This is a genomic window from Patiriisocius marinistellae, assembly GCF_009014635.1.
GTDB lineage: Bacteria > Bacteroidota > Bacteroidia > Flavobacteriales > Flavobacteriaceae > Patiriisocius > Patiriisocius marinistellae.
On sequence record NZ_BKCF01000005.1, the window covers coordinates 66,872 to 92,110 of the forward strand.

At 34.0% G+C, this 25,239-nt stretch carries 24 protein-coding genes; 19 read left to right on the forward strand and 5 right to left on the reverse strand.

Annotated features, from left to right (window positions below):
• Positions 1–79: 79 nt before the first annotated feature.
• A complete protein-coding gene (gene rlmN / locus GB234_RS12220) occupies positions 80–1,120 on the forward strand; it encodes a dual-specificity RNA methyltransferase RlmN (RefSeq protein ID WP_151894860.1) in 1,041 nt (346 codons plus the stop codon).
• A 52-nt stretch (positions 1,121–1,172) separates the two neighbouring features.
• On the opposite strand, the gene GB234_RS12225 is transcribed toward rlmN, so the two are convergent.
• A complete protein-coding gene (locus GB234_RS12225) occupies positions 1,173–2,006 on the reverse strand; it encodes a T9SS type A sorting domain-containing protein (protein ID WP_151894861.1) in 834 nt (277 codons plus the stop codon).
• A 93-nt stretch (positions 2,007–2,099) separates the two neighbouring features.
• Between GB234_RS12225 and GB234_RS15090 the strand changes: the two genes are divergently transcribed.
• From GB234_RS15090 to dnaG, 7 genes are all read left to right on the forward strand, one after another.
• Positions 2,100–2,261: a hypothetical protein gene (locus GB234_RS15090; RefSeq protein ID WP_172966884.1), complete on the forward strand. Its 162-nt coding sequence runs from the start codon at positions 2,100–2,102 to the stop codon at positions 2,259–2,261.
• On the forward strand, positions 2,248–4,794 hold the full coding sequence (locus GB234_RS12230) for an alkaline phosphatase family protein (protein WP_151894862.1): 2,547 nt from the start codon (positions 2,248–2,250) through the stop codon (positions 4,792–4,794). Before GB234_RS15090 ends, GB234_RS12230 begins: the two co-directional genes overlap by 14 nt.
• A gap of 87 nt (positions 4,795–4,881) precedes the next feature.
• The gene (locus tag GB234_RS12235; RefSeq protein WP_151894863.1) at positions 4,882–5,859 is read left to right on the forward strand and encodes a polyprenyl synthetase family protein; all 978 of its coding nucleotides are present in this window, start codon (positions 4,882–4,884) and stop codon (positions 5,857–5,859) included.
• A 204-nt stretch (positions 5,860–6,063) separates the two neighbouring features.
• Positions 6,064–6,630 (forward strand): RNA polymerase sigma factor, encoded by a 567-nt coding sequence (locus GB234_RS12240; protein WP_151894864.1) that lies wholly within the window; start codon positions 6,064–6,066, stop codon positions 6,628–6,630.
• Positions 6,617–7,504 carry a hypothetical protein gene (locus tag GB234_RS12245; protein ID WP_151894865.1) on the forward strand — a complete coding sequence of 296 codons (888 nt, stop codon included), beginning with the start codon at positions 6,617–6,619 and terminating at the stop codon, positions 7,502–7,504. Before GB234_RS12240 ends, GB234_RS12245 begins: the two co-directional genes overlap by 14 nt.
• Before the next feature lie 97 nt (positions 7,505–7,601).
• Positions 7,602–8,627 carry a porin family protein gene (locus GB234_RS12250; protein ID WP_151894866.1) on the forward strand — a complete coding sequence of 342 codons (1,026 nt, stop codon included), beginning with the start codon at positions 7,602–7,604 and terminating at the stop codon, positions 8,625–8,627.
• Positions 8,628–8,791: 164 nt separating this feature from the next.
• Positions 8,792–10,753: a DNA primase gene (gene dnaG / locus GB234_RS12255; protein ID WP_151894867.1), complete on the forward strand. Its 1,962-nt coding sequence runs from the start codon at positions 8,792–8,794 to the stop codon at positions 10,751–10,753.
• Positions 10,754–10,765: 12 nt separating this feature from the next.
• Here the strand turns inward: dnaG and GB234_RS12260 are convergent, their stop codons facing one another.
• Together GB234_RS12260 and nadE are read right to left on the reverse strand one after the other, a co-directional pair.
• Positions 10,766–11,398: a response regulator gene (locus GB234_RS12260; RefSeq protein ID WP_151894868.1), complete on the reverse strand. Its 633-nt coding sequence runs from the start codon at positions 11,396–11,398 to the stop codon at positions 10,766–10,768.
• Positions 11,399–11,541: 143 nt separating this feature from the next.
• Complete coding sequence (gene nadE / locus GB234_RS12265; protein WP_151894869.1) at positions 11,542–12,333, reverse strand: NAD(+) synthase; 792 nt, start codon at positions 12,331–12,333, stop codon at positions 11,542–11,544.
• A gap of 192 nt (positions 12,334–12,525) precedes the next feature.
• Between nadE and gldB the strand changes: the two genes are divergently transcribed.
• The 3 genes from gldB to GB234_RS12280 are packed head-to-tail and all read left to right on the forward strand — an operon-like array spanning position 12,526 to position 14,220.
• A complete protein-coding gene (gldB, locus tag GB234_RS12270) occupies positions 12,526–13,485 on the forward strand; it encodes a gliding motility lipoprotein GldB (protein ID WP_151894870.1) in 960 nt (319 codons plus the stop codon).
• A 7-nt stretch (positions 13,486–13,492) separates the two neighbouring features.
• Entirely contained in the window at positions 13,493–13,831 is a 339-nt protein-coding gene (gene gldC / locus GB234_RS12275) for a gliding motility protein GldC (protein ID WP_151894871.1), read from the forward strand.
• Positions 13,832–13,863: 32 nt separating this feature from the next.
• Positions 13,864–14,220 carry a GTPase gene (locus GB234_RS12280; protein WP_151894872.1) on the forward strand — a complete coding sequence of 119 codons (357 nt, stop codon included), beginning with the start codon at positions 13,864–13,866 and terminating at the stop codon, positions 14,218–14,220.
• A 9-nt stretch (positions 14,221–14,229) separates the two neighbouring features.
• On the opposite strand, the gene yihA is transcribed toward GB234_RS12280, so the two are convergent.
• The gene (gene yihA / locus GB234_RS12285; protein WP_151894873.1) at positions 14,230–14,853 is read right to left on the reverse strand and encodes a ribosome biogenesis GTP-binding protein YihA/YsxC; all 624 of its coding nucleotides are present in this window, start codon (positions 14,851–14,853) and stop codon (positions 14,230–14,232) included.
• A 251-nt stretch (positions 14,854–15,104) separates the two neighbouring features.
• Positions 15,105–15,869: an alpha/beta fold hydrolase gene (locus GB234_RS12290; RefSeq protein ID WP_151894874.1), complete on the reverse strand. Its 765-nt coding sequence runs from the start codon at positions 15,867–15,869 to the stop codon at positions 15,105–15,107.
• Positions 15,870–16,163: 294 nt separating this feature from the next.
• Between GB234_RS12290 and mraZ the strand changes: the two genes are divergently transcribed.
• The 8 genes from mraZ to GB234_RS12330 all read left to right on the forward strand — a co-directional run bounded on the left by mraZ (position 16,164) and on the right by GB234_RS12330 (position 25,181).
• Complete coding sequence (gene mraZ, locus GB234_RS12295; RefSeq protein ID WP_151894875.1) at positions 16,164–16,634, forward strand: division/cell wall cluster transcriptional repressor MraZ; 471 nt, start codon at positions 16,164–16,166, stop codon at positions 16,632–16,634.
• Complete coding sequence (gene rsmH, locus GB234_RS12300; RefSeq protein ID WP_151894876.1) at positions 16,621–17,517, forward strand: 16S rRNA (cytosine(1402)-N(4))-methyltransferase RsmH; 897 nt, start codon at positions 16,621–16,623, stop codon at positions 17,515–17,517. The genes mraZ and rsmH overlap by 14 nt, the downstream gene beginning before the upstream one ends.
• Complete coding sequence (locus GB234_RS12305; protein ID WP_151894877.1) at positions 17,518–17,838, forward strand: FtsL-like putative cell division protein; 321 nt, start codon at positions 17,518–17,520, stop codon at positions 17,836–17,838.
• 4 nt (positions 17,839–17,842) lie between these two features.
• Positions 17,843–19,846: a PASTA domain-containing penicillin-binding protein gene (locus GB234_RS12310; protein ID WP_151894878.1), complete on the forward strand. Its 2,004-nt coding sequence runs from the start codon at positions 17,843–17,845 to the stop codon at positions 19,844–19,846.
• A complete protein-coding gene (locus GB234_RS12315; RefSeq protein ID WP_151894879.1) occupies positions 19,843–21,306 on the forward strand; it encodes a UDP-N-acetylmuramoyl-L-alanyl-D-glutamate--2,6-diaminopimelate ligase in 1,464 nt (487 codons plus the stop codon). Before GB234_RS12310 ends, GB234_RS12315 begins: the two co-directional genes overlap by 4 nt.
• A 1-nt stretch (position 21,307) precedes the next feature.
• Entirely contained in the window at positions 21,308–22,540 is a 1,233-nt protein-coding gene (gene mraY, locus GB234_RS12320) for a phospho-N-acetylmuramoyl-pentapeptide-transferase (RefSeq protein ID WP_151894880.1), read from the forward strand.
• A gap of 9 nt (positions 22,541–22,549) precedes the next feature.
• Positions 22,550–23,884: a UDP-N-acetylmuramoyl-L-alanine--D-glutamate ligase gene (gene murD, locus GB234_RS12325; protein WP_151894881.1), complete on the forward strand. Its 1,335-nt coding sequence runs from the start codon at positions 22,550–22,552 to the stop codon at positions 23,882–23,884.
• 103 nt (positions 23,885–23,987) lie between these two features.
• Entirely contained in the window at positions 23,988–25,181 is a 1,194-nt protein-coding gene (locus tag GB234_RS12330; RefSeq protein ID WP_151894882.1) for an FtsW/RodA/SpoVE family cell cycle protein, read from the forward strand.
• The last annotated feature ends 58 nt before the right edge of the window (positions 25,182–25,239 follow it).

The window sequence follows — 25,239 nt, forward strand, 5'->3', positions numbered from 1 at the left end:
TGATATTTGATATGGATTCCGTTTTCTACGGAATTTTTTTTGCTTCATTGCCATCCATAAATTGTATTTTTGCCATTAAATGAAATCAGATAAAAAAGACATACGGTCACTTTCTAAGGAACAGTTAAGAGAATTTTTCACAAGTATTGGGGACAAGCCTTTTCGTGGAAATCAAGTTTATGAATGGCTGTGGAGTAAAGGCGCTCATACATTTGATGGAATGACTAACATATCAAAAGAAACAAGAGCGCACCTTGAAGATAATTTTGTGATTAATCATATAGAAGTTGATAGTCTTCAACGTAGTGCAGATGGCACGGTTAAGAACGCTGTAAAACTCCATGATGGTCTTATTGTAGAATCTGTGCTTATTCCTACGAATAAAAGAACAACGGCTTGTGTGTCCTCTCAAGTGGGTTGTAGTTTAGATTGTAAGTTTTGTGCAACGGCGAAGCTTAAGCGAATGCGAAATCTTAACCCTGACGAAATCTACGACCAAGTGGTTGCTATTGATAAGGAAAGTAGGCTCTACCATAATCGTCCACTTTCAAATATTGTATTTATGGGGATGGGAGAACCACTTATGAACTACAAAAATGTTTTAGCTTCCATAGAAAAGATTACTAGCGAAGAAGGACTTGGGATGTCACCAAAACGAATTGTTGTATCAACTTCTGGTGTTCCTAAAATGATAAAAAAAATGGCAGATGATGATGTTAAATTTAATCTTGCAGTTTCACTTCATTCGGCAATTCAAGAAACAAGAGAGCAAATTATGCCTTTTGCTAAGTCATTTACGTTAACTGATTTAAAAGAAGCTTTAGAATACTGGTATCAACAAACAGGTAAGAGCGTTACCTATGAATATATTGTTTGGGGTGGTATTAATGATAAAGATGTGGATGTTAAAGCGCTCGTTCAATTTTGTAGTTATATTCCTTGCAAGGTGAATATTATTGAATACAACCCTATTGATGATGGGGAATTTCAGCAAGCAGAAAATGCAGCTATTGATAATTATATTTCAACTTTAGAAAAAGCCAGAATTCCTGTAACTGTTAGAAGAAGTAGAGGTAAAGATATTGATGCTGCTTGTGGACAATTAGCAAATAAGGCATAAAAAAAAGAGCGTTACAATATTGTAACGCTCTTTTTGATTAAAAGACGAATCTTTATTTTTTTACAAATTTGAAAGACTTTTCAGCTCCTTCTATTGAAACTTTACCAATGTAAACACCAGTGTTAAGATTTCCTAAGTTGATTTGAGCTTCAGTTAGGCCAATTGTTTGAGTCATAACTTGTTTTCCTGTAATATCAAAAACTGTAATATTATTCATTGCAACACGATTAGAAATGTTAAGCGTATTGTTTGCGTCTACAAAAAAGCTAAATGCTAAAAGATTTTGTTCTGGAGTATTTAACGCTCCTTGATCTCCAGCTGCAATTGCTGTGTCAGGAGTAGACTCATATGCAAAATCAGTTACTGTGAATCCGTCAGCTGTTACTCCTTCAAAACCAACCCACCCGTAGTGAGTATTACCATCAATTTGAAAAGCTACACCAGCAAAACCGTCAGGAGTGTTGTTTCCATCACCACAAAAAGTACCAGCAATTCCATCTAAATAACATAGTGATCCTACATTACCAAAATCTCCAGTTCCAGCGCTAATCATATCGCCTTCGTCAAGGTTAAGTGCATATGTGTAGTTACCTACTAAAGACCCTACAGTTAATCCAGAAACTTCAAGCATTTCATTATTAATAGCTGTAAACGCTTCACCAGCACCACCAACTAATCCATAAATCATTCTTAAGTCATCAGTCCCATCTGCATTAAAGTCAATGTAGAAAGGGTCAGTTCCAGCTGCTGATACAGCTACAAAATCAGGGTCAAGATCTGTGTAAACAACTTGTCCAGATGCATCTGCAACACCAGCAATGGCTAGTGATAAAGCTCCGTACTTAGCAACATTGTTTGATAAGTTTTTTTTAGTATTTTTTTTCATGATTTTTATTTTTAAAAGTTTACTTTCGTTTTTTTACGAAAAAAATTCAAGCGTAAATATACAAAAAAATAATAAACTCCTAATTTAGTTTGTATGAAAGGAAGAGGAAAAATTGTAACTAAAACATTATCAAATAGTAAGGGTTTAGATCCTTTAAGGCCAACCATTAATAGCTCTTTAGCTCATTTGGCATATGGTCATTTATCTTTTGTCGCATGGAGAGAATTAAAAAAGAAGAGCAATGAAGAAAAATAAAGTATTACTGATAGGTTGGGATGCAGCTGATTGGAAAATTATAGGACCTTTAATTGCTAAGGGGTTGATGCCTAATTTAAAAAAAATGATTCAGAATGGTGTTTATGGTAATATGAGTACAATGGATCCTCCATATAGTCCTATGTTATGGAGTTCTGTTGCTACTGGTAAGACACCTGATAAGCATGGAGTTTTAGGTTTTATTGAGGTTTCACCTCAAAACTCTCTTCGTCCAGTAACTGCTCATTCTAGGAAGTCTAGAGCTTTATGGAATATACTTCATAATCAAAATTTGAAAAGTAACATGGTTGGCTGGTGGCCTAGCTTTCCTGCTGAACCTATCAACGGGGTTATTGTTACAGATAAGTTTCAAAAAGTAGGGAAAGAGATTAACAAACTTAAAGTAATCAATGAAAATGCGATACACCCGCAAAGTTTGGCAAGTGATTTGAAGAAATTAAGAATGCATCCAAGTGAAATCACGAAAGAGCATATTTTGCCATTTATTCCTAAAGCCGCAAAAGTAGATCAAACAAACCCTGAGAAAGCAAAAAAGAATGGCTTGATTCCATTTGCACAAGTCATGGCTGAAAATGTTTCAATTCATAATGCGGCTACGTACTTATTAGATAATACTGAATGGGATTTTATGGGCATATATTATGATTATATAGATCATATGTGTCATGGTTTTATGAAATTTCACCCTCCAAAACTCGCTAGAATTGAACCTGAGGATTTTGAAATTTATAATGATGTTGTTAATAGTGCATATCGTTTTCAAGATATGATGCTAGGTCGTACTTTGGATATGGTAGACAGTAATACTACGGTTATAGTTATGTCTGATCATGGTTTTGAATCTGGAGATAAGAGGATATTAGAAATGCCTAAAGTTAATGCAGCACCTGCACTAGATCACAGGCAATTTGGGATGTTTGTAGCAATGGGACCCAACATTAAAAAGAATGAAAAAATATTTGGCATTAGTTTAATTGATATTGCACCAACTATTTTAAATCATTTTAATCTTCCTGTAGGGAAAGATATGGATGGAAAAGTTATTCTTGATATGTATGAAAAGCCCAAAGCTCCAAAATATATTAATAGCTGGGAGGATATAGAAGGTGATTTTGGTGAGCTTAAAAAAGAGGACGAGTCTGTTTTTTCTGATGAAGAAACAATGCAACAGCTTATTGAGTTAGGCTACATAGATAAGCCTGATGATAAAATTGAAGTTGCAGTCCATAATACTAAATGTGATTTAAAACATAATCTTGCAAGAGTTTATTCTGGTAAAAGGGATTTCATTTCTTCAAAAGAATTATTGTTAGAATTAGTCCAAGAGAAAAGTTCTAAGCATTTAGCTCATTATTATATTGATTTAATAAATGTATGCTTGAGATTAAAAGAATTTAATGATGCAGAAAAATTTATTAATGAATTTAAGGAAATAGATACAGATGTCAAATTTAACATTCATTATCTTGAGGCAGATATGTTTATTGGTAAAGGCAATTTAAGGGGAGCTGAAAAAGTACTAAAAGAAAAATTTAAAAATGGTGGGAATTCAGAAACATTATATAGGCTTGGTGAAGTGTTTAAAGCACAAAGCAAGTTTGATTTAGCTAAAGAGTGTTTTGAAAAAGCAATCGATAATGAGCCAGATAAGGCAAAATTTAATAAAGCATTAGCCGAAGTTCTAATTGAACTTGGGGAATATGAAGAGGCAGCAGAATATGCTTTTACAAGTATTGAATTAGTAAAATTCTACCCAGAAGCTCATTATGTATTAGGTAGAGCGTTAGAAAAGCTAGGTGATGTAGAAAATGCAAAACTAGCATTTGAAACTGCCGCAAAATTAAGGCCTCAAACTTATCACAGAGCACAAAAAGCTGCTGAGAATATGAGTGAAAAACTAGCTATGATTGAGCTAAATGATAAAATAACATTTAAACATAGAAAAAATCAAATAGTTATAGTATCGGGTTTACCTAGATCAGGAACTTCTTTAATGATGCAAATGCTAAATGAAGGAGGGCTACAACCGTTGGTCGATGGTAAAAGAGAGGCAGATGTTTCAAACCCCAAAGGATATTTTGAATTTGAACCAGTCATGTCAATTCATAAAGATAATTCTTGGTTAGATAGAGGGCAAGATAAAGCGGTAAAGATAGTTGCTCCCTTATTAAAGTATATAGACCCACAATTTCGCTATAAAATTATCTTTATGAAAAGAGATTTAAATGAGATTATTAAGTCTCAACGCGTAATGACTGGAAAGGATGCAGAAATAATGCCTGTTAACATATATAATTCCTATGTTAAACTTTTAGGAGATATTGATAAATGGAAAGAAAATGAACCAGGTGTAGAAGTTATCTATATGGATTATAAAGATGTATTAGAAAATCCAACTGTTGCCGCATCTAAAGTAAAATCGTTTGTAGGAACAGATTTAGATATTGACAAAATGGCTAGTTGTATAGATGTAAGTTTATATAGAAATAAGATTACAACTACAGCTAAATAAAAATTAAAGAAAATTTAGGATAGATAAAGGCACATTATTATTGATTTAATACTGTGCCTTATTTTTTACTGTATTTTTGATAAACAAATGAAAATAGTAGCGCAGATAAAATTACCCATAGTAGCCGAAATGGAACTTTTTGAAAAGAAGTTTTCAAAATCCATGACTTCAAAAGTTGCGCTTCTCAATCGCATAACACATTACGTTGTTAATAGAAAAGGAAAACAAATGAGACCTATGTTTGTTTTTTTAATAGCAAAAATGAACGGCGCTGGCGAAGTTAATGAGCGTACCTATCGAGGTGCCTCAGTCATTGAGTTGATTCATACAGCAACACTCGTTCATGATGATGTAGTTGATGATAGTAATAGAAGACGAGGTTTTTTCTCAGTCAATGCGCTTTGGAAAAATAAAATTGCTGTGCTTGTTGGAGATTTTCTGCTCTCAAAGGGATTGCTACTTTCAATAGATAACGGCGATTTTGATTTACTTAAAATAATATCAGTCGCAGTACGGGAGATGAGCGAAGGTGAGTTACTACAAATTGAAAAAGCGAGAAACCTTGATATTACTGAAGAAATTTATTTCGAAATAATCCGCCAGAAAACCGCTACATTAATTGCTGCATGTTGCGCCATGGGAGCCCAATCTGTAAATGCACCTCAAAATGCCGTAGCACAAATGCGTAAATTTGGAGAGCTAATAGGTATCGCATTCCAGATAAAAGATGATTTATTTGATTACGGAGAAGAAGCAATTGGTAAACCTACCGGAATAGATATTAAAGAAAAAAAAATGACGCTTCCTTTAATATATGTTATAAATAATGCTTCAGCTAAAGAAAAGCGATGGCTCATTAATTCTGTAAAAAATAAAAACCACGATAAAAAACGAGTTAAAGAAGTAATTACTTTTGTTAAAAATAATGGAGGGTTAGAATACGCTATAAAAACTATGAAAAGTTATCAGCATAAAGCATTACAAATTCTTCAAGAATACCCAAAATCTCAATATAGAGACTCCTTAGAGCTCATGGTCAACTATGTTATTGATAGAAAGAAATAATGGCAAGTTTAAATCATTCTTCTTTTAATGATAAAAATAAATCCTTTCTTCGGAAATTTTAATTAAATTAAAAACACTGAATATCAGTAGTTTGTGTCGTTTTGTTTCTAAGATTTAAATTTTCTTCACTTTTTTTTAAATCTCCAGACAACCATACCAACAATTGCTGCGTCTTTAAAATAGAAACCATCTGTAAGCTATATTTTGAAACTCATTTCATTACATAAAAATTACACCACTCTTATTGCAAAAGCAAGCAAAGGAAATAGAAAAGCGCAGCAGCAATTGTTTGAGCTTTTCGCTCCAAAAATGCTTAGCGTATGTCGTAAGTATATGAAACATCAAGACGCAGCAGAGTCTGTAATGTTAGCAGGCTTTTTAAAAGTGTTTACAAACTTAAACTCATTTAAAGCAGAAGGTAGTTTTGAAGGTTGGATACGAAGGATAATGGTGAACGAATCAATTTCGCAGCTTAGAAAAGATAAAAAGCTGGATTTTAAAGACACTGTGGTGATTGAGAATTCAATTGAGCATGTTACTTATCTAGAAAGTGAAATGGAAGTCGAAGAGATTCAAATAATAATAGACACATTACCAGATGGATACAAAACAGTTTTTATTCTATATGCTATTGAAGGATACAAACACAGCGAAATTAGCGAGATGTTGCAAATAAGTGAAAGCACATCAAAAACACAGTTGTTTAAAGCACGAAAAGTGTTACAACAACGCATTAATAAACTAGAAAATACGCATTATGGAACCCATTAAATTTGAAGAAAACAGCCGGGAGAAGTTTGAGGAGCGTGAGTTACAACCTTCGGCCGGAGCCTGGGACAAGTTAGAGGCTATGCTTGAAAAAGAGCAGCCTATTAAAAAAACTGGAGGATTCCCGTGGCTGGCAATTGCTGCAAGTTTTATAGGCTTTGTCATTATTGCATCTATTTATTTTAATCAAAATGATACAAAAGATAGTCTTGTAAATGAGGATATTCCTTCTGAAATTTTAAAAGAAGACCCAGCAAAATCTCCATACAAAACTGTAGAAGAAATTCAAAAAGAAAAAGAAGCGGTTGCCGAAACTGTAAAACAACATAAAAAAGCAAATCAAGCCGAAGATGAGAAAGTTAATGCAAATGAAAATCAAGTTGTTTCTGTGACTAATAAAAACACAAAGATTAAAAATAAAATTAATAACAATAATGCTGGCAAATTGCAAAAATCGCAGCAAGTAAATAGTAATACGCTAAAAAATATAAACAATACCCTTATTGATAATTTAGGTCAAATTTCGGCTTTGCCAATTAAAGAAAAACCAACAACGATAAATACAAATAAAGAGGACTTAAACTTACAAGTTACACCATCTTTAAATAAGGTTGACGCAGTTGTTGCTCAAATTAAAGACATTAAAAACAAAAATGGCAATGTTACCGAAAACGAAATTAATGCGCTACTTGCTACTGCTCAAGAGGAAATAAAATTACAACGTTTGTTTAATGCCTCGTCTGGCAAGGTAGATGCAATGGCACTGCTGGGAGAGGTTGAGATGGAAATGCAACAATCGTTTAGGGAGAAAGTTTTTTATGCTTTAGGCGAAGGGTTTGAGCAATTGCGAACCACTATAGCAGACCGTAATAATTAAATATAAATTATTGATTAAAAGTAAATTAAAAATAAAAACAATGTTTTGACTGTAAGACCTTCCGTCTTGCGGAAGGGACACTTAAACTCAAAAAACAATGAAAACACACACACTAGTATTCGCATTATCACTTTGGATTATATCAATTTTTGCAGCAGTTGCGCAAGAAGCCGAGATGGATAAAAAAAGAGATTTAATTGTGCAAGCTGAAAAAGCAGCATTAAAAGCAGAAGTTGATAATATTAATAAAAGGCTTGATAATGGAACAATTAATTTGCAAGAAGCAGAAGGGTTAAAAGTGGATGCTGCTACAAAACATGCTTTAAACATTGAAAATAAAGTTGCGATACTAGAAAATAGAGTAGCCTTAAATGAGCGTAATGGAGAGACGGTAGAAAGTAAAAGTAAATTTAAAATTACATTTGGAGATGACGGTTTAGATTTTAATAATTCAAATGATACAACTTATAAACGTAAAGAAGACATTCGCACGTACTCAAGCTTTACTTTTGCCTTTGGTCTTAATAATGCAATAGCAGATGGACGATCATTAGATGATTCGCCTTATAAAATAGGAGGTAGTCGTTTTGCCGAAATAGGGCTATCATGGTCAACAAGAGTATTTAAAGAAAGTAATTTTTTAAGGGTGCGATACGGACTTTCATTTCAATTCAACGGTCTAAAAGCTGATGATAATAAGTACTTTGTAGAAAATGGAGCGCAAACAGAATTAGAAGAATATCCGTTAGATCTTAACAAACAAAAATTAAGAATGGATCACCTAGTAATCCCACTTCATTTTGAGTTTGGTCCATCAAAAAAAATTGTTAGAGATGACTATTTTAGATACAATACAGAGAATAGTCTTAGAATAGGATTAGGAGGATATGCTGGAGTTAACTTATCTACAGTCCAAAAATTAAAATTTGATGATGAAGGGCAAGATGTGAAGCAAAAACAAAAAGGCAATTTTAATACAAACAATTTTATTTATGGTTTGAGTGCTTATGCAGGCTGGGGAGAAACTTCTATATATTTAAAATACGACTTAAACCCTATATTTAAAAACAATATTATCGAAGAGCGCAATGTCTCATTAGGGATACGTTTTGATTTTGAATAAACTACATTTGTGTTAGTTAGAAAAAAGAGATTTCAGGGAAACCAGAAATCTCTTTTTGATATTTTAGTAAAGTGTGGCCAAATTTTAAGGCAAAGCCGAAATGTGGTCAACATGCTACAAATTGTATTTCATTTATGTAATTTTGTTTTCTTCAATGAATACAAATGATTAGCCGTACCACCATAGATAATGTTTTTGAAACTGCTCGCGTAGAGGAAGTTATTGGTGATTTTGTGCAACTCAAAAAGTCTGGAAGTAATTTTAAAGGATTGAGTCCATTTACAGATGAGCGCTCTCCCAGTTTTATGGTGAGTCCCGTAAAACAAATTTGGAAAGATTTTTCTAGTGGAAAAGGTGGAAATGCAGTTACATTTTTAATGGAGCATGAGCACTTTACCTACCCAGAAGCCATTAAATACCTCGCAAAAAAATACGGTATTGAAATTGAGGAAACCGAACAAACCAGCGAACAAAAAGAACAAGCAAATGAACGAGAGAGTTTGTATCTCGTCAATGAATTTGCAAAGCAATATTTTCACAATACACTCTTAAAAACAGAGCCAGGAAAGGCTATTGGACTTTCTTACTTTAAAGAGCGTGGGTTTACAGATGATACAATTGAAGCATTTTCACTGGGTTATTCTATAGATGATTGGTCTGCTTTTACAGATGCTGCTGTCAAAAAAGGCTACAAATTAGAATTTCTAGAAAAAACGGGACTTACTATTATAAAAGGTGAGAAACAGTTTGACCGTTTTAAAGGACGGATAATGTTTCCTATATTGAGTATGAGTGGGCGCACGTTAGGTTTTGGAGGACGTATTTTAGTCAATGATAAAAAAGCTGCAAAATACTTAAACTCTCCAGAGAGTGAAGTGTATCATAAAAGTAAAGTGCTTTATGGTATTTATCATGCAAAGCAAAGTATTGCAAAGGAAGATAACTGTTATTTAGTAGAAGGATATACAGATGTTATCCAACTATATCAAAGAGGAATTCAAAATGTTGTTTCATCTTCAGGAACAGCATTAACACCAGAGCAAATAAGGCTTGTTAATAGACTTACAAATAACATAACAGTACTCTTTGATGGTGACGCTGCAGGACTAAGAGCATCTTTGCGTGGTGTAGATTTGATATTAGAGCAGGGGATGAATGTTCGTATTTGCACCTTTCCGGAGGGGGAAGACCCAGATAGTTTTGCAAAGAATAATACGCTAGAGGATATACAAGCATATTTATTGGAACAGTCACAAGACTTCATTTCATTTAAAGCATCACTCTTAGCAAACGAAGCTAAAAATGATCCTATAAAAAAAGCTGAAACCATTCGAGATATGGTGATAAGCATTTCTAAAATTCCTGATGTTATTAAACAGGAAGTTTATATTAAAGAGTGTTCTCGTATAATGGATATTAGCGAGGAGGTATTGTTCAACACACTAGCGCAAATCCAGCAAAAAGATAATAAGGAAGCTTCAAAAAAACAAGCAGAACCAAGTAAGCCTTTTGAAGTTATAACTGCTGAAAAGCAACCAGCTAAAAAGGTAGATGTTCAATTTGAGTTGGAACGAAAAATTATTCAATTGTTGCTTCTCTACGGAATGCAAGAAGAAGAGTTTGAGGATTTAATTCTTGAAACAAATGAAAAAGGAGATATATCATTTCAGCCCGAAATAATTACTACAAAAGTATTTGAGAAAGTCTACTTAGATCTACAAGAAGACGAAATAGAATTTACGAATGATGATTTTAAAAATTTGTATTTCATAATAATTGATAGCCTTAATCAGCAACAGGATTTTAAAGTAGATACATTTATCAATGAGCTAGAACCAGAAAATGCAAATGTGGTCTCTACCATATTGATGGAAGAGGAAAAGTATGTATTACACGACTGGAGTAGCAAAGAGATTTATGTGAAGCAAAAGACAACCACAGTTGCACAAGTAGTGAGCGAAACTATTTTAAACCTTCGCAGGTATTTAGTGACTAAAAAAATAAACGAGTTAATAACTTCGCCAGTTGAAGGCGGTGAGTATAAAGACAGAAGCGTATTGGAAACCGTTAAGGATTACAATACGCTACATCATATAATTTCAGAAAAGCTAAGACGCGTTGTTTAGCTTTATAATTTTTTACCCAAATTGAAACATTCTTGATTGGTGAATCAAATCTGCAAGATTATCAACTTTAAGTTTCTTTAATAATCTAGTTTTGTATGTGCTAACGGTTTTTTCGTTAATATCAAGCGCATTTGCGATGTCCTTATTTCTTTTTCCGCTAGAAAGTAAGTTAAGTACTTCAATCTCTCTTGAAGACAATTTTTTGTAACGGCTAATAGCGTTGCTCTCACCTACATTTCTACTTGTAAAGGTTGAAGTTAACTCTTCATTTAAGAATATACCCCCTTTAGCAATCTGCTTCATAGCTTTCATGAAGGTCTTTGTGTTAGCCGTTTTAGGAACATAACCAGCTGCGCCAGATTTGATAGAGCGTAAAGCATAAATCTCTTCAGGGTGACATGAAAAAATTAAAACACGCATTCCAGGAAATTCAGTTTTAATACCTCTTAGTGCATTTATACCATTAATGTTTGGAATATCAATCTCCATAATTAAAATATCAGGAGTGTTTTCTCTTAAACTATCGTAAAGTTCTTCTGCATTTGTAGCCTTACCTATAATAGAAAAAGTTTCATTTTTCTTAAGCATGCTAGTGATTCCCTTTCGGGTTATTGGGTGGTGATCTGCAATTAAAACGGTCTTCATAAAGCTTTTACTGTAAGGTTGCTGCTAGTTTATTATTAGAGGGAATAATCCTGTAATACTAATACTACAAACCAAATGTAGGTAAACATGTGATTCCTACATTTTCTTTTCGTTATAAGACTTATAAACTCGTTTAATAACGGTTATTTGCGTAAATTCGATGGAATTTCGCACACCGGGATAGGGTTCATTTTATGTTGATTAGCTCTGTTTAGCCTAGTGTATATATCAAAAACCTCTTTTTTTCGACCTGTAAAATCGTCAATATTTTTTCCTACATCAACCATTTGCATTGCCCATTCTAATTCGTCATAACTAGCCCCTATTTGATCTTCATCGGTTCTACTGTCGCCAAAGAGTCCATCAGTAGGTGCAGCTTTTAAAATGCTGTCTTGAACTTCTATATGTGCTCCAATCGCATAAACTTCACTCTTCATTAAATCTGCTATAGGACTTAAATCTACACCGCCATCACCATATTTTGTGTAAAACCCCACGCCAAAATCCTCAACTTTATTCCCCGTTCCTGCTACTAAGTACCTGTGTAATCCTGCAAAATAATAAAGTGTTGTCATGCGTAGTCTAGCACGTGTATTTGCAAGAGATAAGTCTAAAAAGGTGTCATCTGCTGTAAAAGGTACCTGAGATTTAAAACTCTCAAAAGTGGGAGTGAGGTTTACCTCTACATTAGTTACATTTAAAAAACGCTTTTTAAGTTGTGCAATATGTTCATCACCACGCGTTACTTGACTTTTCGCTTGGTGAATAGGCATTGTAACGCAAAGAGTTCTCAAACCTGTCATAGCGCATAGTGTTGAAGTTACCGCGCTATCTATACCACCGCTTACGCCTACTACAAAGCCATCCATTCCCGCTTTTTGAGCATACTCTTTTAACCAGTTTACAATATGGTTTGTTACTTTTTCTGTGTGCATATCTTTTTGTGTTTTTATCTTTAATTTACAATGCTTCGGAAATATAAAACCTCCTATTTTTTTTGGATATGTTTAAAGTATCACCAACCATTAAATTGTATTTTTGCAATCAACCAAATGATAAAAATAGCATTGCACTGTAAAATTAATAAAAAGGAATTGCGTTCCATAGGTTCATCATGTTTTAATTCTATGAAAAAGTTATTGTTGTTATTCATTTCCGTAGGCATGCTTATAGCTTGTGAGCAAAAAAGTACGGTTGAAAAGGAAATTGAAAAAATCTCTGTTGATGTTTCGGTATTGCGTTTTGATAAAGTTTTTGCAAAAGCATCTATTACAGATTTGCCAAAACTTAAATCTCAGTATCCAATGTTCTTCTCACCTCGTGTGTCAGATAGTATCTACGAGCAAAGATTGAACGATACATTACAGCACCAACTTGAAGATGAGGTCTTAAAAGCATTCCCGTCTGAAGAAAAATTAAGCGATGAATTAGGGCCTTTATTTCAGCATATAAAATATTATTTTCCACGATTTAATGAACCAACGATTGCAACTGTTATTTCAGATGTTGATTATGATAATAAAGTAATTATTGCAGATACGCTATTAGTAGTTTCACTTGACACGTATTTGGGGTCAGATCATTTTTTCTATTCAGACATCAGTAAGTTTATAACTAAGAATATGCGATCTGAACAGATAATGCCAGATATAGCAACGCAGTATGTAAGAAAATTAGTGAGTCCTCCAGGCTCAAACAGTCTCCTTTCTCAAATGATTTACTTCGGAAAAGAGCTGTATTTAAAAGATATTTGGTTACCAGAAATTTCCGAAGCAGAAAGAATAGGATATACAGATGCCGAAATGCAGTGGGCAAAAGCCAACGAAGAACAAATATGGCGTTATTTTGTAGAGCGAGAAATGCTATTTAATACTGACCCTAAACTGTCTCCACGTTTTATAAACCCTGCGCCTTTTACAAAATTTTATCTTGATATAGATAATGAATCTCCTGGAATGATGGGTAGATATATGGGATGGCAAATTGTACGCTCATTTATGGAAAAAAACGAAGTTACTCCGCAACAATTATTATTATTTGATGCCGAAACTTTATATCAAAAATCAAAATACAAACCAAAAAAATAAAAAGCTCATGGCAAAACAGCATACTTCACAAATTTCAATTAATGTAGCACTTGATGAAAATAAAGTTCCAGAAAAATTACATTGGACAGCTCAAGATGGCGGTATAAATAATCAAGAAACAAAAGCACTTTTGTTATCTGTATGGGACCAAAAAAACCAAGAGTCTTTACGTATTGATTTGTGGACAAAAGATATGCCGCTTGATGAGATGAAAGTCTTTTTTCATCAAACACTTAGCGCAATGACAGATACATTTCAACGAGCAACAAATGATGAGAAAATGGCAGATACCATGCGTGATTTTTGTGATTATTTTGCAGAAAAATTAGAAATTAAGAAAAAATAAATTTGTCTTTTAAGGCTTTTTTACTTTAGCTTATGAAGCTCATATTCGTCTATAATGCAAACTCTGGAGTTGTCAATGGGTTGTTGGACAGCGTGCATAAAATGGTAAGTCCTTCGACTTACGATTGCAGACTGTGCGATGTTACTTTTGGATTTTTTGCAGAAAAAGAGGAATGGAAAGAATTTAGAGAAACTTCAAATCTGGACATGGTGTTTTTGCATAAAGACGAGTTTTTAAAAAAATATCGTTCAAAGTGGTTAGCAAAATATACATTTCCTGTTATACTTCAAGAAGAGGGTGGGGAGCTTTTTGTATTTATAAATACCCCAACGTTGAATATAGTAGAAAATACAACTCAATTGATGACTGAAATAAATGAGAGGGTTTAATTTTGTAATTTAATAATCAAGTTTATCAATTGAGTCTGCAACTTCATCATTTACATTTTCAACATAGTCTAATAGCTCATCTCTCCCTATGTATTTGCTAGAAGATGTTATAAAGTACTGTGGCATTTCTTCCCATGTTTCGAGCATTTTTTGTTCGTAAGAGGCTAAATTTCTTTCAAGTGCACCTGGTTTTAGTTTGTCTGCTTTGGTAAAAATAATGTTGAATGGAATAGCGCTTTCGCCTAAATATTGCATAAACTCCATATCAATAGGTTGAGGTTCGTGACGACAATCTATGAGCACAAAAGCAAGTACCAATTGCTTGCGTTTTTCAAAATAATCGGTAATAAATTTTTGAAAAGTTTTTTTTGCTTTTTTTGATACACGCGCATAACCATAACCAGGTAAATCTACTAAAAACCAATTTTTGTTAATCAAAAAATGGTTTATTAACTGTGTCTTTCCAGGCCGCCCTGAGGTTTTTGCGAGATTTTTTTGGTCAACAAGCATGTTGATAAGTGAAGATTTACCCACATTACTTCGGCCTATAAAGGCATACTCTGGTAACCTGTCTTTAGGGCATTTAGCAACTTCACTGTTGCTCATCGTAAATTCTGCGCTTTTTATTTTCATATTTATTGTCGCGTATGCGGGTAGCTTTAAATTATTAGCTAATGTTTGAAGTGCGCTAAGGTGCGCTAGAGTTCATTCTGATTACAAAGATATGTAAAATGGATAGTGAGTACTATATGTAATTTTTTTAGGATTTAAAAACTGTATCATCCAAATGAAAAATTGTTGGTACGATTATTTATAAATTTAAGCTGAGCGGAATGAGGTATAATGTGGAAAAATTAGTTTTTGACTAAACTCTAAACCTTAGATTAATACCCTCGTTTTTCTAACCAAGCAAATAAAAGTTCATTGAAAGCATCTGGATGTTCCATCATTGCGGCGTGACCACATTTTTCAATCCAAAACAAATCACTATCAGGTAATTTTTCATTGAATTCTTTTGCAACTTCGGGTGGAGTAACGTTGTCATTCTCACCCCAAATAATGCAAACAGGAGTATTCATTTTAGGCAAATCTTTACCCATATTATGTCGTATCGCACTTTTTGCAATCGAAAGTGTGCGAATCAATTTATTACGATCATTAACTGTTTCGTAAACTTCATCAACAATTTCTTTAGTAGCTACTTTAGGGTCGTAAAAAACGTTTTCAGCTTTTTTCTGTATGTAGTCACGGTCGCCTCTTTTAGGGTAGCTTTCACCCATTGCGCTTTCGTAAAGTCCAGAACTTCCAGTGATTACTAAGGCTTTTATAAGTTCAGGATACAATTTTGTACATAGTAAACCTATGTGTCCCCCAAGTGAATTACCTAGCAATATTACATCTTTCATTTTTTTATGATCGATGAATTCCTTTACATATTTAGAGAAATTTTTAACATTAGTTTTAAGAATAGGCATGTCGTAAATAGGCAATACCGGAATTAAAACTTTATAACCTTTAGGTGGAAAAAAATTAGCAACCCCGTCAAAATTACTAAGACCTCCCATCAACCCATGAAGTATAATTATTGGAGTGCCTTCGCCAATTTCTAGATAGCTAAACTTTCCTTCTTTTTTAAGTTGATTGGTCATTGAGTTGATTGCAATTATAGAAACAAAAGTACATTATTTTTTTCGGAAATATTAACCACTTGTTAACCGATTAATTTCAAATTACTATCCGTTTTACGGAAGTTGTTGAAAACAATCTGATATTGTTGAGGCACAATGATTTATAGATTATTTGATGTGCATAAAATTTCCGAAGTGGTAAAACTTATCAACAAAGTGGTAAAGAGTGGGAAAAAGTGGGAAATACTTTTTATATTTGACTTCTATCGTTGTCGTATATAGTTTCGGCATTTTCAAGTAGTTAGCTCAAAAATCATGACCAATTTAATTGGAACATACGAATGTAAGGCAGACGTCAAAGGACGTGTGATGGTTCCTTCGGCTTTAAAAAAGCAGTTGGACCCTGTTGCAACGGGTGGTTTTGTGATTAAAAGAGCTGTATTTCAACCTTGCTTGGAGTTGTATCCAATGGTAGAATGGGATGCGTTGATGGAGAAAATGAGTAAGCTTAACCGGTTTAACCGCAAGAATGTGGATTTCATTCGCAGGTTTACTGCGGGGGTAAAAACGGTTGAGCTTGATGCGTCTGGTAGGTTAAACATACCTAAAGATCTTGCTTTGTTTGCAGGTATCACTAAGGAGATAGTCATTTCTTCGGCAATTAATATTGTTGAGATTTGGGATAAAGAAAAATATGAACAGGCTATTGACGATGCTGCCAACGACTTTGCGGACTTGGCAGAACAAGTAATGGGCGACGTAGAAAACAGCGATGGAATATCATAATCCAGTATTGTTACATGAGACGGTTGATGGTTTGGCTATTAAGCCAGATGGGGTGTATGTAGATGTTACGTTTGGCGGAGGTGGTCATTCAAGAGAGATTTTGAGAAGGCTTGGTGAAAACGGAAAATTAATTGCTTTTGATCAAGACAAGGATGCATTAGAGAATGCGCTTGATGATCCTAGGTTTTTGTTGGTAAATGAGAATTTTAGGTTTTTAAAGCGATTTTTAAGATTTCATGGTTACAAAGAAGTTGATGGAATTTTAGGAGACTTTGGAGTTTCTTCGCATCAATTTGATGTTGCGGAGAGAGGCTTTTCAACAAGATTTGAGGCTGATTTAGATATGCGAATGAATCAAGATAGTCCATTTTCTGCTTACGATGTTATTAATAAGTATGAGGAATCTCAATTGCGAGATGTGTTTTTTAAGTATGGCGAATTAAGGGCAGCAGCAGGAATGGCTAGAATAATTTGTGAGAACCGAAAAGAGACTCGAATTACGTCAAGTGATCAGTTAAAAAGTGCCTTAGGGCGATTTTTGCCTAAACACAGAGAAAATAAAATTTTAGCACAAATCTATCAAGCAATCCGTATAGAGGTTAATCAGGAGTTGGATGTTTTAAAAGAGTTTTTAGAGCAAACTGTAGATGTTTTAAAAGTAGATGGAAGGTTGAGTCTTATAAGTTATCATAGTTTAGAGGATAGATTAGTAAAACGATTTATGCGTAATGGTATGTTTGAGGGCGAGCCAGAGAAGGATGTTTTTGGTAGGGTAGAAGTGCCATTGAAGCCAGTAGGTAAATTCATTATACCTACTCCCGAAGAGATAAAAATAAATAACAGAGCAAGAAGTGCAAAATTGCGAGTTGCAAAAAAGCTATAAATGAAAAAAAGCTTTTTAAATTTTATTAAAGGAAAATTTTTAGTCAATGATGATGCTTTTAGCAATTGGAGGTTCATTATTTTTTTAAGTCTATTAGCCTTGGTGATGATTGGTAGCAGTCATACTGCAGATAAGAAAGTTCATCGCATAGCGGCACTTAATAATAAGGTGAAAGAGTTGAAAAGTGAGCGGTTAGATTTGCGAAAACAAGTTACTCAGCTAAAAATGGAAAGTAAAATTACAGCAGTAATGTTAAAAAAAGGGTTGGTTCCTAGTGAAACACCTCCACAAGTAATAACAATTATAAATAAAGAAAACTAGCGCGGTGCCTATACAAGAAAAAAACATATTAAACCGCTTATATTTTATTGCCGGAGGTATGTTTCTCTTCGCGCTTTTAATTGCGTTAAAATTAGTCGACATTCAATTTGTAGATGGAGATAAATATCGTGAACTCGCTACTAAGAACACGACAAAAAATGCAATAATCCCAGCAAATAGAGGTAACGTTTATGCAGATGATGGGAGTCTTCTTGCGAGCTCTGTGCCCAAATATGATATTAGGTTTGACGCTGTGACAGTTGCTTCAAAAGATTTTAAAGAATTTTTAGTTCCGCTTTCAAAAGAGCTAGGGGTAATGTTTGGAAAGCCAGCATCTTATTATCAAAATGTATTTAGAAAAGCACGAGCAAATAAAAACAGGTATTTGCTAATTGCAAAAAATCTTGGCTATTCAGATTATATAAAAATAAAATCAATGCCGCTTTTTGAAAAGGGGCCTTATAAGGGTGGAATTATAGTTGATCAAAAGACTGTTCGTGAACACCCTATGGGAAAAATAGGAGAACGTCTAGTTGGGAGTGAAGACAGAAATATTCCGGGTCATTATTCAATAGGATTGGAGGGTGCGTTTCATCAAATGTTAAGTGGGAAAGAGGGAAAACGATTAAAACAAAAAATTGCTAAAGGGCAATGGAAGCCTGTTTATGATGAAAATGAAGTAGAGCCACAAGATGGATATGATGTAATTTCTACTATAAATGTAAATATGCAAGACATTGCGCATCATGCGTTATTAAAACAATTAGAGGAGTATGAAGCAGATCATGGTAGTGTAATTGTCATGGAGGTGGCAACGGGCGAAATAAAGGCTGTTTCAAATCTAGGTAAAGGTGCTGGAAATAAATATTACGAAAGATTGAATTATGCGGTAGGGGAATCAACAGAGCCCGGTTCAACCTTTAAAACAGTAGCAATGACTGTAGCTTTAAATCATAAAGTGATTGATACAAGTACGGTTGTGGATACTAAAAAAGGGAGTGATAGATTTTATGGCAGAACAATTTCGGACTCTAAACATGGTGGTTATGGCGAAATTTCAGCAGCAAAAGCATTAGAGGTTTCTTCAAATATAGGGTTTGCTAGACTAATTGATGACGCCTACAAAGACAATCCAAAAAAATTTACAGACCAGGTTAAAAAGTGGGGTCTTGGAGAAAAATTAGGAATCCCTATAATCGGGGAGGCTAATCCTGTAATACCTGAGGAAGGTGATGCACTGTGGTCACGTAACGCATTGCCGTCTATTGCTTATGGTTATAATTTACAGATGACACCTTTGCAAATACTTACATTTTATAATGCTATCGCTAATAATGGAAAAATGGTTAAGCCACATTTTATTAAAGAAATTAGGGCTTGGGATGAACAGATTAAGCGTGTAGATGTAGAGGTGCTTGATGAGCAAATAGCTTCAGAAAACACCTTAAATAAAGTAAAAGCTATTCTTGAAAATATTGTAAAACGGGGAACAGGTAAAACGTTGTATTCAAAAAACTTTTCAATGGCAGGAAAAACAGGGACTGCTAGAAAGGATTACGGAAATTTTGAAGAATGGAAAAAAGAAAAAAAATACGTTTCGTCTTTTGCAGGTTATTTTCCGGCAGATAAACCTAAGTATAGTTGCATTGTGGTTATCCATGAGCCAAGTACAAAAAAAGGATATTATGGCGCAGATGTTACAGGACCGGTTTTTAAAAGAATAGCTCAAAAGATTTTTACAGACAGTCCTTTGCGTGCTCAAGTTGCAGATGTTGATGCTATAGATGTTAAAATTGAGAAGGATTATAGTACGTATTATAAAAATGCTCAAACTAGATTCCAAAAATTACCAGACGTGAGAGGAATGGCTGGGATGGATGCGGTTTCAATTTTAGAAAATTTAGGATACAAAGTTAAATTAAAAGGTAATGGAACAGTAAAATCGCAGTCCATTCCAGCAGGTCAATCTTTGAAAAAAGGAACTCAAATAGAACTCAATTTATCGTGATTATTTTAAAAGACATACTCTATAGGGTTTCCCTCAATAAAGTTGTGGGCAATACCGCTGTTGCTATTCGTGATATCAATTTTGATAGTAGAAAAGTAGGGTTAGATGACGTTTTTGTTGCCATTAATGGTGTGCAAAGTAATGGGCATGACTTTATAAAAATGGCGGTTGACAAAGGTGCTATTGCAATAATCTGTGAAAAAATCCCAGATATTACGGTTAATGGAATTGTATATGTAGAAGTCGCAGATAGTAAAAAGGCATTAGCAATAATGGCATCTAATTTTTACAATAATCCTTCTAAAAATTTAAGATTAGTTGGAGTTACAGGTACAAACGGTAAAACGACAATTTCAACATTGCTTTATAATTTATTTACTGAAGCAGGATATGAATGTGGGCTTCTTTCAACGGTTAAAATATTAGTCGGCAAAAAAAAATATAAAACATCACACACTACCCCTGATAGTTTAACAATTAATAAGTATTTAGCCGAAATGCTAGATGCTGGAGTAGAATTTTGTTTCATGGAAGTGAGTAGTCACGGCATTCACCAAAAAAGAACGGAAGGACTCCATTTTCAAGGCGGAATCTTTACAAATTTATCGCATGATCATTTAGATTATCATAAGGACTTTAAAGAATATCGTGATGTTAAAAAAGCTTTTTTTGATCAATTGCCAAAACAAGCTTTTGCGCTTGTAAATACTGATGATAAAAATGGAAATGTCATGTTGCAAAACACTGCAGCAAAAAAGTATACATACGCTTTAAAAAGCTATGCAGATTATCAAGCAAATATTTTAGAAAACCAATTTTCAGGTTTATTGCTTAAGATTAATAACAATGAGCTTTGGGTAAAACTCATAGGTAATTTTAATGCCTATAATGTATTAGCAATTTATGCAACTGCAGATTTACTTGGGCTAGAGTCTTTAGAGATTTTGCAATTATTGAGTACATTAGAAAGTGTAGATGGAAGATTTCAATACACTATTTCAGAATCAAAAATTACTGCTATAGTAGATTATGCGCATACCCCAGATGCACTTCAAAATGTTCTTGAAACAATCAACACAATCCGTACAGGAAATGAAGAGCTTATAACGGTTGTAGGTTGTGGAGGAGATAGAGATGCTACAAAACGTCCCAAAATGGGAGGAATCGCAGCACAATTAAGTACAAAAGCAATATTTACTAGCGATAACCCACGTACCGAAAATCCAGAAACAATAATAGAACAAATTGAAGCTGGTGTTTCACCTGTAGATTATAAAAAAACATTATCAATTTCAGATAGAAAACAAGCTATTAAAACCGCATGTCAAATGGCAAATGAAGGAGATATAATTCTTATTGCTGGTAAAGGACATGAAACATACCAAGAAGTAAACGGAGAACGTACAGACTTTGATGATTATAAAATTGTAAATAACCTTTTAATGACCCTAAATAAATAATATGTTATACTATTTATTCGAATTTTTAGAGAAGAATTATCAGTTGCCAGGGGCGGGTCTGTTTGGGTTTATCACCTTTAGAGCAGCATTAGCGGTAATTACTTCTCTACTTATAGCAACTGTTTGGGGAAAGAAAATCATTCGCATTTTGCAACGTAAGCAAATGGGAGAAACTATCCGAGATTTAGGATTGGAAGGTCAAGTTGAAAAAGCTGGAACACCTACAATGGGTGGTTTGATTATTATCCTCGCAACCTTAATTCCAGTACTGTTATTTGCAAGATTAGATAACATTTATGTAATCATGCTAATTGTAACAACGCTTTGGATGGGAGCAATTGGTTTTCTTGATGACTATTTAAAAAAGTTTAAAAATGATAAAGCGGGGCTTCCGGGAAAGTTCAAAGTGGTAGCGCAAGTAGGATTAGGAATATTTGTAGGAGCTATTATGATGTTCCATCCAGACGTAACTGTAAAACGAGAAAAAATCAATCCAAAAAATGGAACGGAGTTATTAACTCAAAATTCCCCAAGAGAGTTTTATCCTGCCGAAAACACCTTGCTAACAACAATCCCATTTGTAAAAGAAAACGAATTTAATTACGAGAGTTTAATCTCTTGGGCTGGAGAAAACTATAAAAATTATATCTGGTTGATTTTTATCCCTATTGTAATTATCATAGTCACTGCTGTCTCTAATGGTGCCAATCTTACTGATGGAATTGATGGACTCGCTGCAGGAACTTCAGCAATTATTGCGGTCACATTGGCTCTGTTTGCGTGGGTTTCGGGGAACGCAATATTTTCAGACTATTTGAATGTCATGTACATTCCTAATACCGGTGAAGTTACCATTTTTATTATGGCATTTGTGGGAGCACTCATTGGGTTTTTATGGTATAACGCATATCCTGCACAAGTTTTTATGGGGGATACGGGGAGTTTGACAATTGGTGGAATTATCGCCGTGATTGCAATTATAATTAGAAAAGAGCTTTTAATCCCTCTACTCTGTGGAATTTTCTTAATGGAAAATTTATCTGTAGTAATGCAGGTGGGGTGGTTTAAATACACAAGAAAGAAATTTGGTGAAGGTCGCAGGATTTTTAGAATGAGCCCGCTACATCATCATTATCAAAAAGGAGGTTTTCATGAAAGCAAAATTGTAACACGATTTTGGATTGTTGGGATTTTCTTGGCGGTATTAACTATTGTGACTTTGAAGATAAGATAAAGAGCCATAATGGAAAAAATGATAGCAATACTTGGAGCAGGAGAGAGTGGCGTGGGAACAGCATTGCTTGCTAAGAAGAATGGATATGAGGTTTTTGTGTCTGACTTCGGAAATATTAAGGAGAAGTATAAAAAGGTGCTCATTGAAAATATGATTAACTGGGAAGAAGGAGGTCATTCTCAAGCTAAAATTTTAAAAGCATCGCTTGTAATGAAAAGTCCAGGAATTCCAGAAAAGGCCCCTATTGTAAGGTTGTTAATAGAAAATAACGTTCCGGTAATTTCTGAAATTGAATTTGCATCACAATTTACAAATGCAACAATTGTAGCAATCACAGGAAGTAATGGAAAAACAACGACGGCATCATTGACATATTCGATTTTGAATTCAGCTTTAAATGTAGCACTAGGTGGCAACATAGGCGATAGTTTCGCGCAGCAAGTTTCCGAAGAAAAGTACGAGAATTTTGTACTTGAGTTAAGTAGTTTTCAGCTTGACGGAATTAAAAATTTTGCTCCGCACATTGCAATAGTGACAAACCTTAGTCCTGACCATTTAGATAGATATGATTATAAATATGAAAATTATATCGCTTCAAAATTTAGGATAACAATGAACCAGACGGAGGATGATTATTTCATCTATGATGGAGATGATGACGAGATTAAAAAGTGGTTGGATAGTAATCCAATTAAAGCAAATAAAATACCTTTTTCTATAACTAGAAAAGTAGATGAAGGAGCATATATAGAAAACAATAACATACATATTAATATACATAATACCCATTTTACTATGCCAATAGCAACATTAGGAATGCAAGGACAACACAATACAAAAAATGCCATGGCGGCATCAACTGTTGCGACACTACTTAAGATTAGAAAACAAACAATACGAGAATGTCTTGAAAATTTTCAAGGTGTAGAACATCGTTTAGAAAAAGTATTAAAAATTAATAATGTGATGTATATAAATGATAGCAAAGCAACAAATGTGAATGCTACATTTTATGCGTTAGATAGTATGCAAACACCTACGGTATGGATTGTAGGTGGTGTGGATAAAGGCAATGATTATGAAGAGCTTTTGCGATTAGTAAATGAAAAGGTTAAAGCAATTATCTGTTTGGGTGTAGATAATGAAAAAATCAAAGCGCATTTTAGCAATATAGTAGAAACAATAGTTGAAACTGCAGGAATGGAAGAGGCCGTGAAAGTGGCATATAAATTAGCAGATAGAAATGATACGGTATTGTTAAGTCCTGCATGTGCAAGTTTTGATTTATTTGAAAACTATGAAGATAGAGGAAGACAATTTAAAGAAGCTGTAAGAAAGCTTTAATGATTTAAAAATGTTGAATAGCACATTTTAAATAAGAATAATCATTTGGCATCAAATCTTAAACCTAAATAAAATTAAAGTTTAGATTATTATAAACAATAAAGTGAAACAGTTTTTTAAAAACATACAAGGAGACAGGACAATATGGGCGGTAGTAGGACTATTGGCTTTATTTTCGTTTTTGCCTGTTTACAGCGCAAGTAGTAACCTTGCATATTTGTATGGGGATGGAAGTACATTTAAGTTTTTAGCAAAGCATTTTGCCCATTTAGTTTTGGGGTTTGCAATTTTATACGGAGTTCATAAAATTCCGTACCGTTATTTTAGAGGTTTGTCAATAATAGCATTGCCAGCAGTCATAATTTTGTTACTTATTACTATAGCACAAGGAACTACCATAGGTGGTGCAAATGCGAGTCGCTGGATTAGAGTGCCTTTAGTAGGGTTTACTTTTCAAACATCAACCTTAGCAGCAGTAGTTTTAATGACATATGTTGCTAGGTATTTGTCAAGTATAAAAGATAAAGCTATTACATTTAAAGAAACTTTATTGCCTCTTTGGTTACCAGTTTTTCTAGTGTTGGCACTTATTTTGCCAGCAAATTTTTCTACCACAGCAATCATATTTGCTATGGTAGTTTTACTAGTTTTTATCGGGGGATACCCTTTGCGATATTTGGGTATTATACTTGGAGCAGGGTTCTTGATGCTCACATTATTTGTGCTAAGTGCAAAAGCTTTTCCAGGGGTTTTTCCTAATCGTGTTGATACATGGATTAGCCGAATTGAGAATTTTACAGATAAAAAAGATACCGAAGCAGATTACCAAATTGAAAGGTCAAAGATAGCAATAGCCTCTGGCATGGTGACGGGTCTTGGTCCTGGTAAAAGCGTGCAGAAAAACTTTTTGCCTCAATCATCATCAGATTTTATTTATGCAATTATCGTAGAAGAATGGGGTCTCGTAGGAGGTTTAGTACTTATGTTTCTATATCTCATATTGCTATTTAGACTGGTGATTGTAGCACATAAATCAAATTCAATGTTTGGTAAATTATTAGTTATTGGAGTTGGGTTGCCCATAGTATTTCAAGCACTCATAAATATGGCAGTTGCGGTAGAATTATTCCCAGTTACAGGGCAAACATTGCCTTTGATAAGTAGTGGAGGAACAAGTATATGGATGACGTGTTTAGCATTAGGGATGGTGTTGAGTGTAGCCGCAAAAAGAGAAATAGAGAAAAAAGATCTTGAAACAACAGATAATCCATTAGATGTTTTGTCTCAAGCGATGTAAAAAATTAAAAGAGTCCTTTCTACGGAAATATATTGCACCGTTTAAATGTTTTTATAAA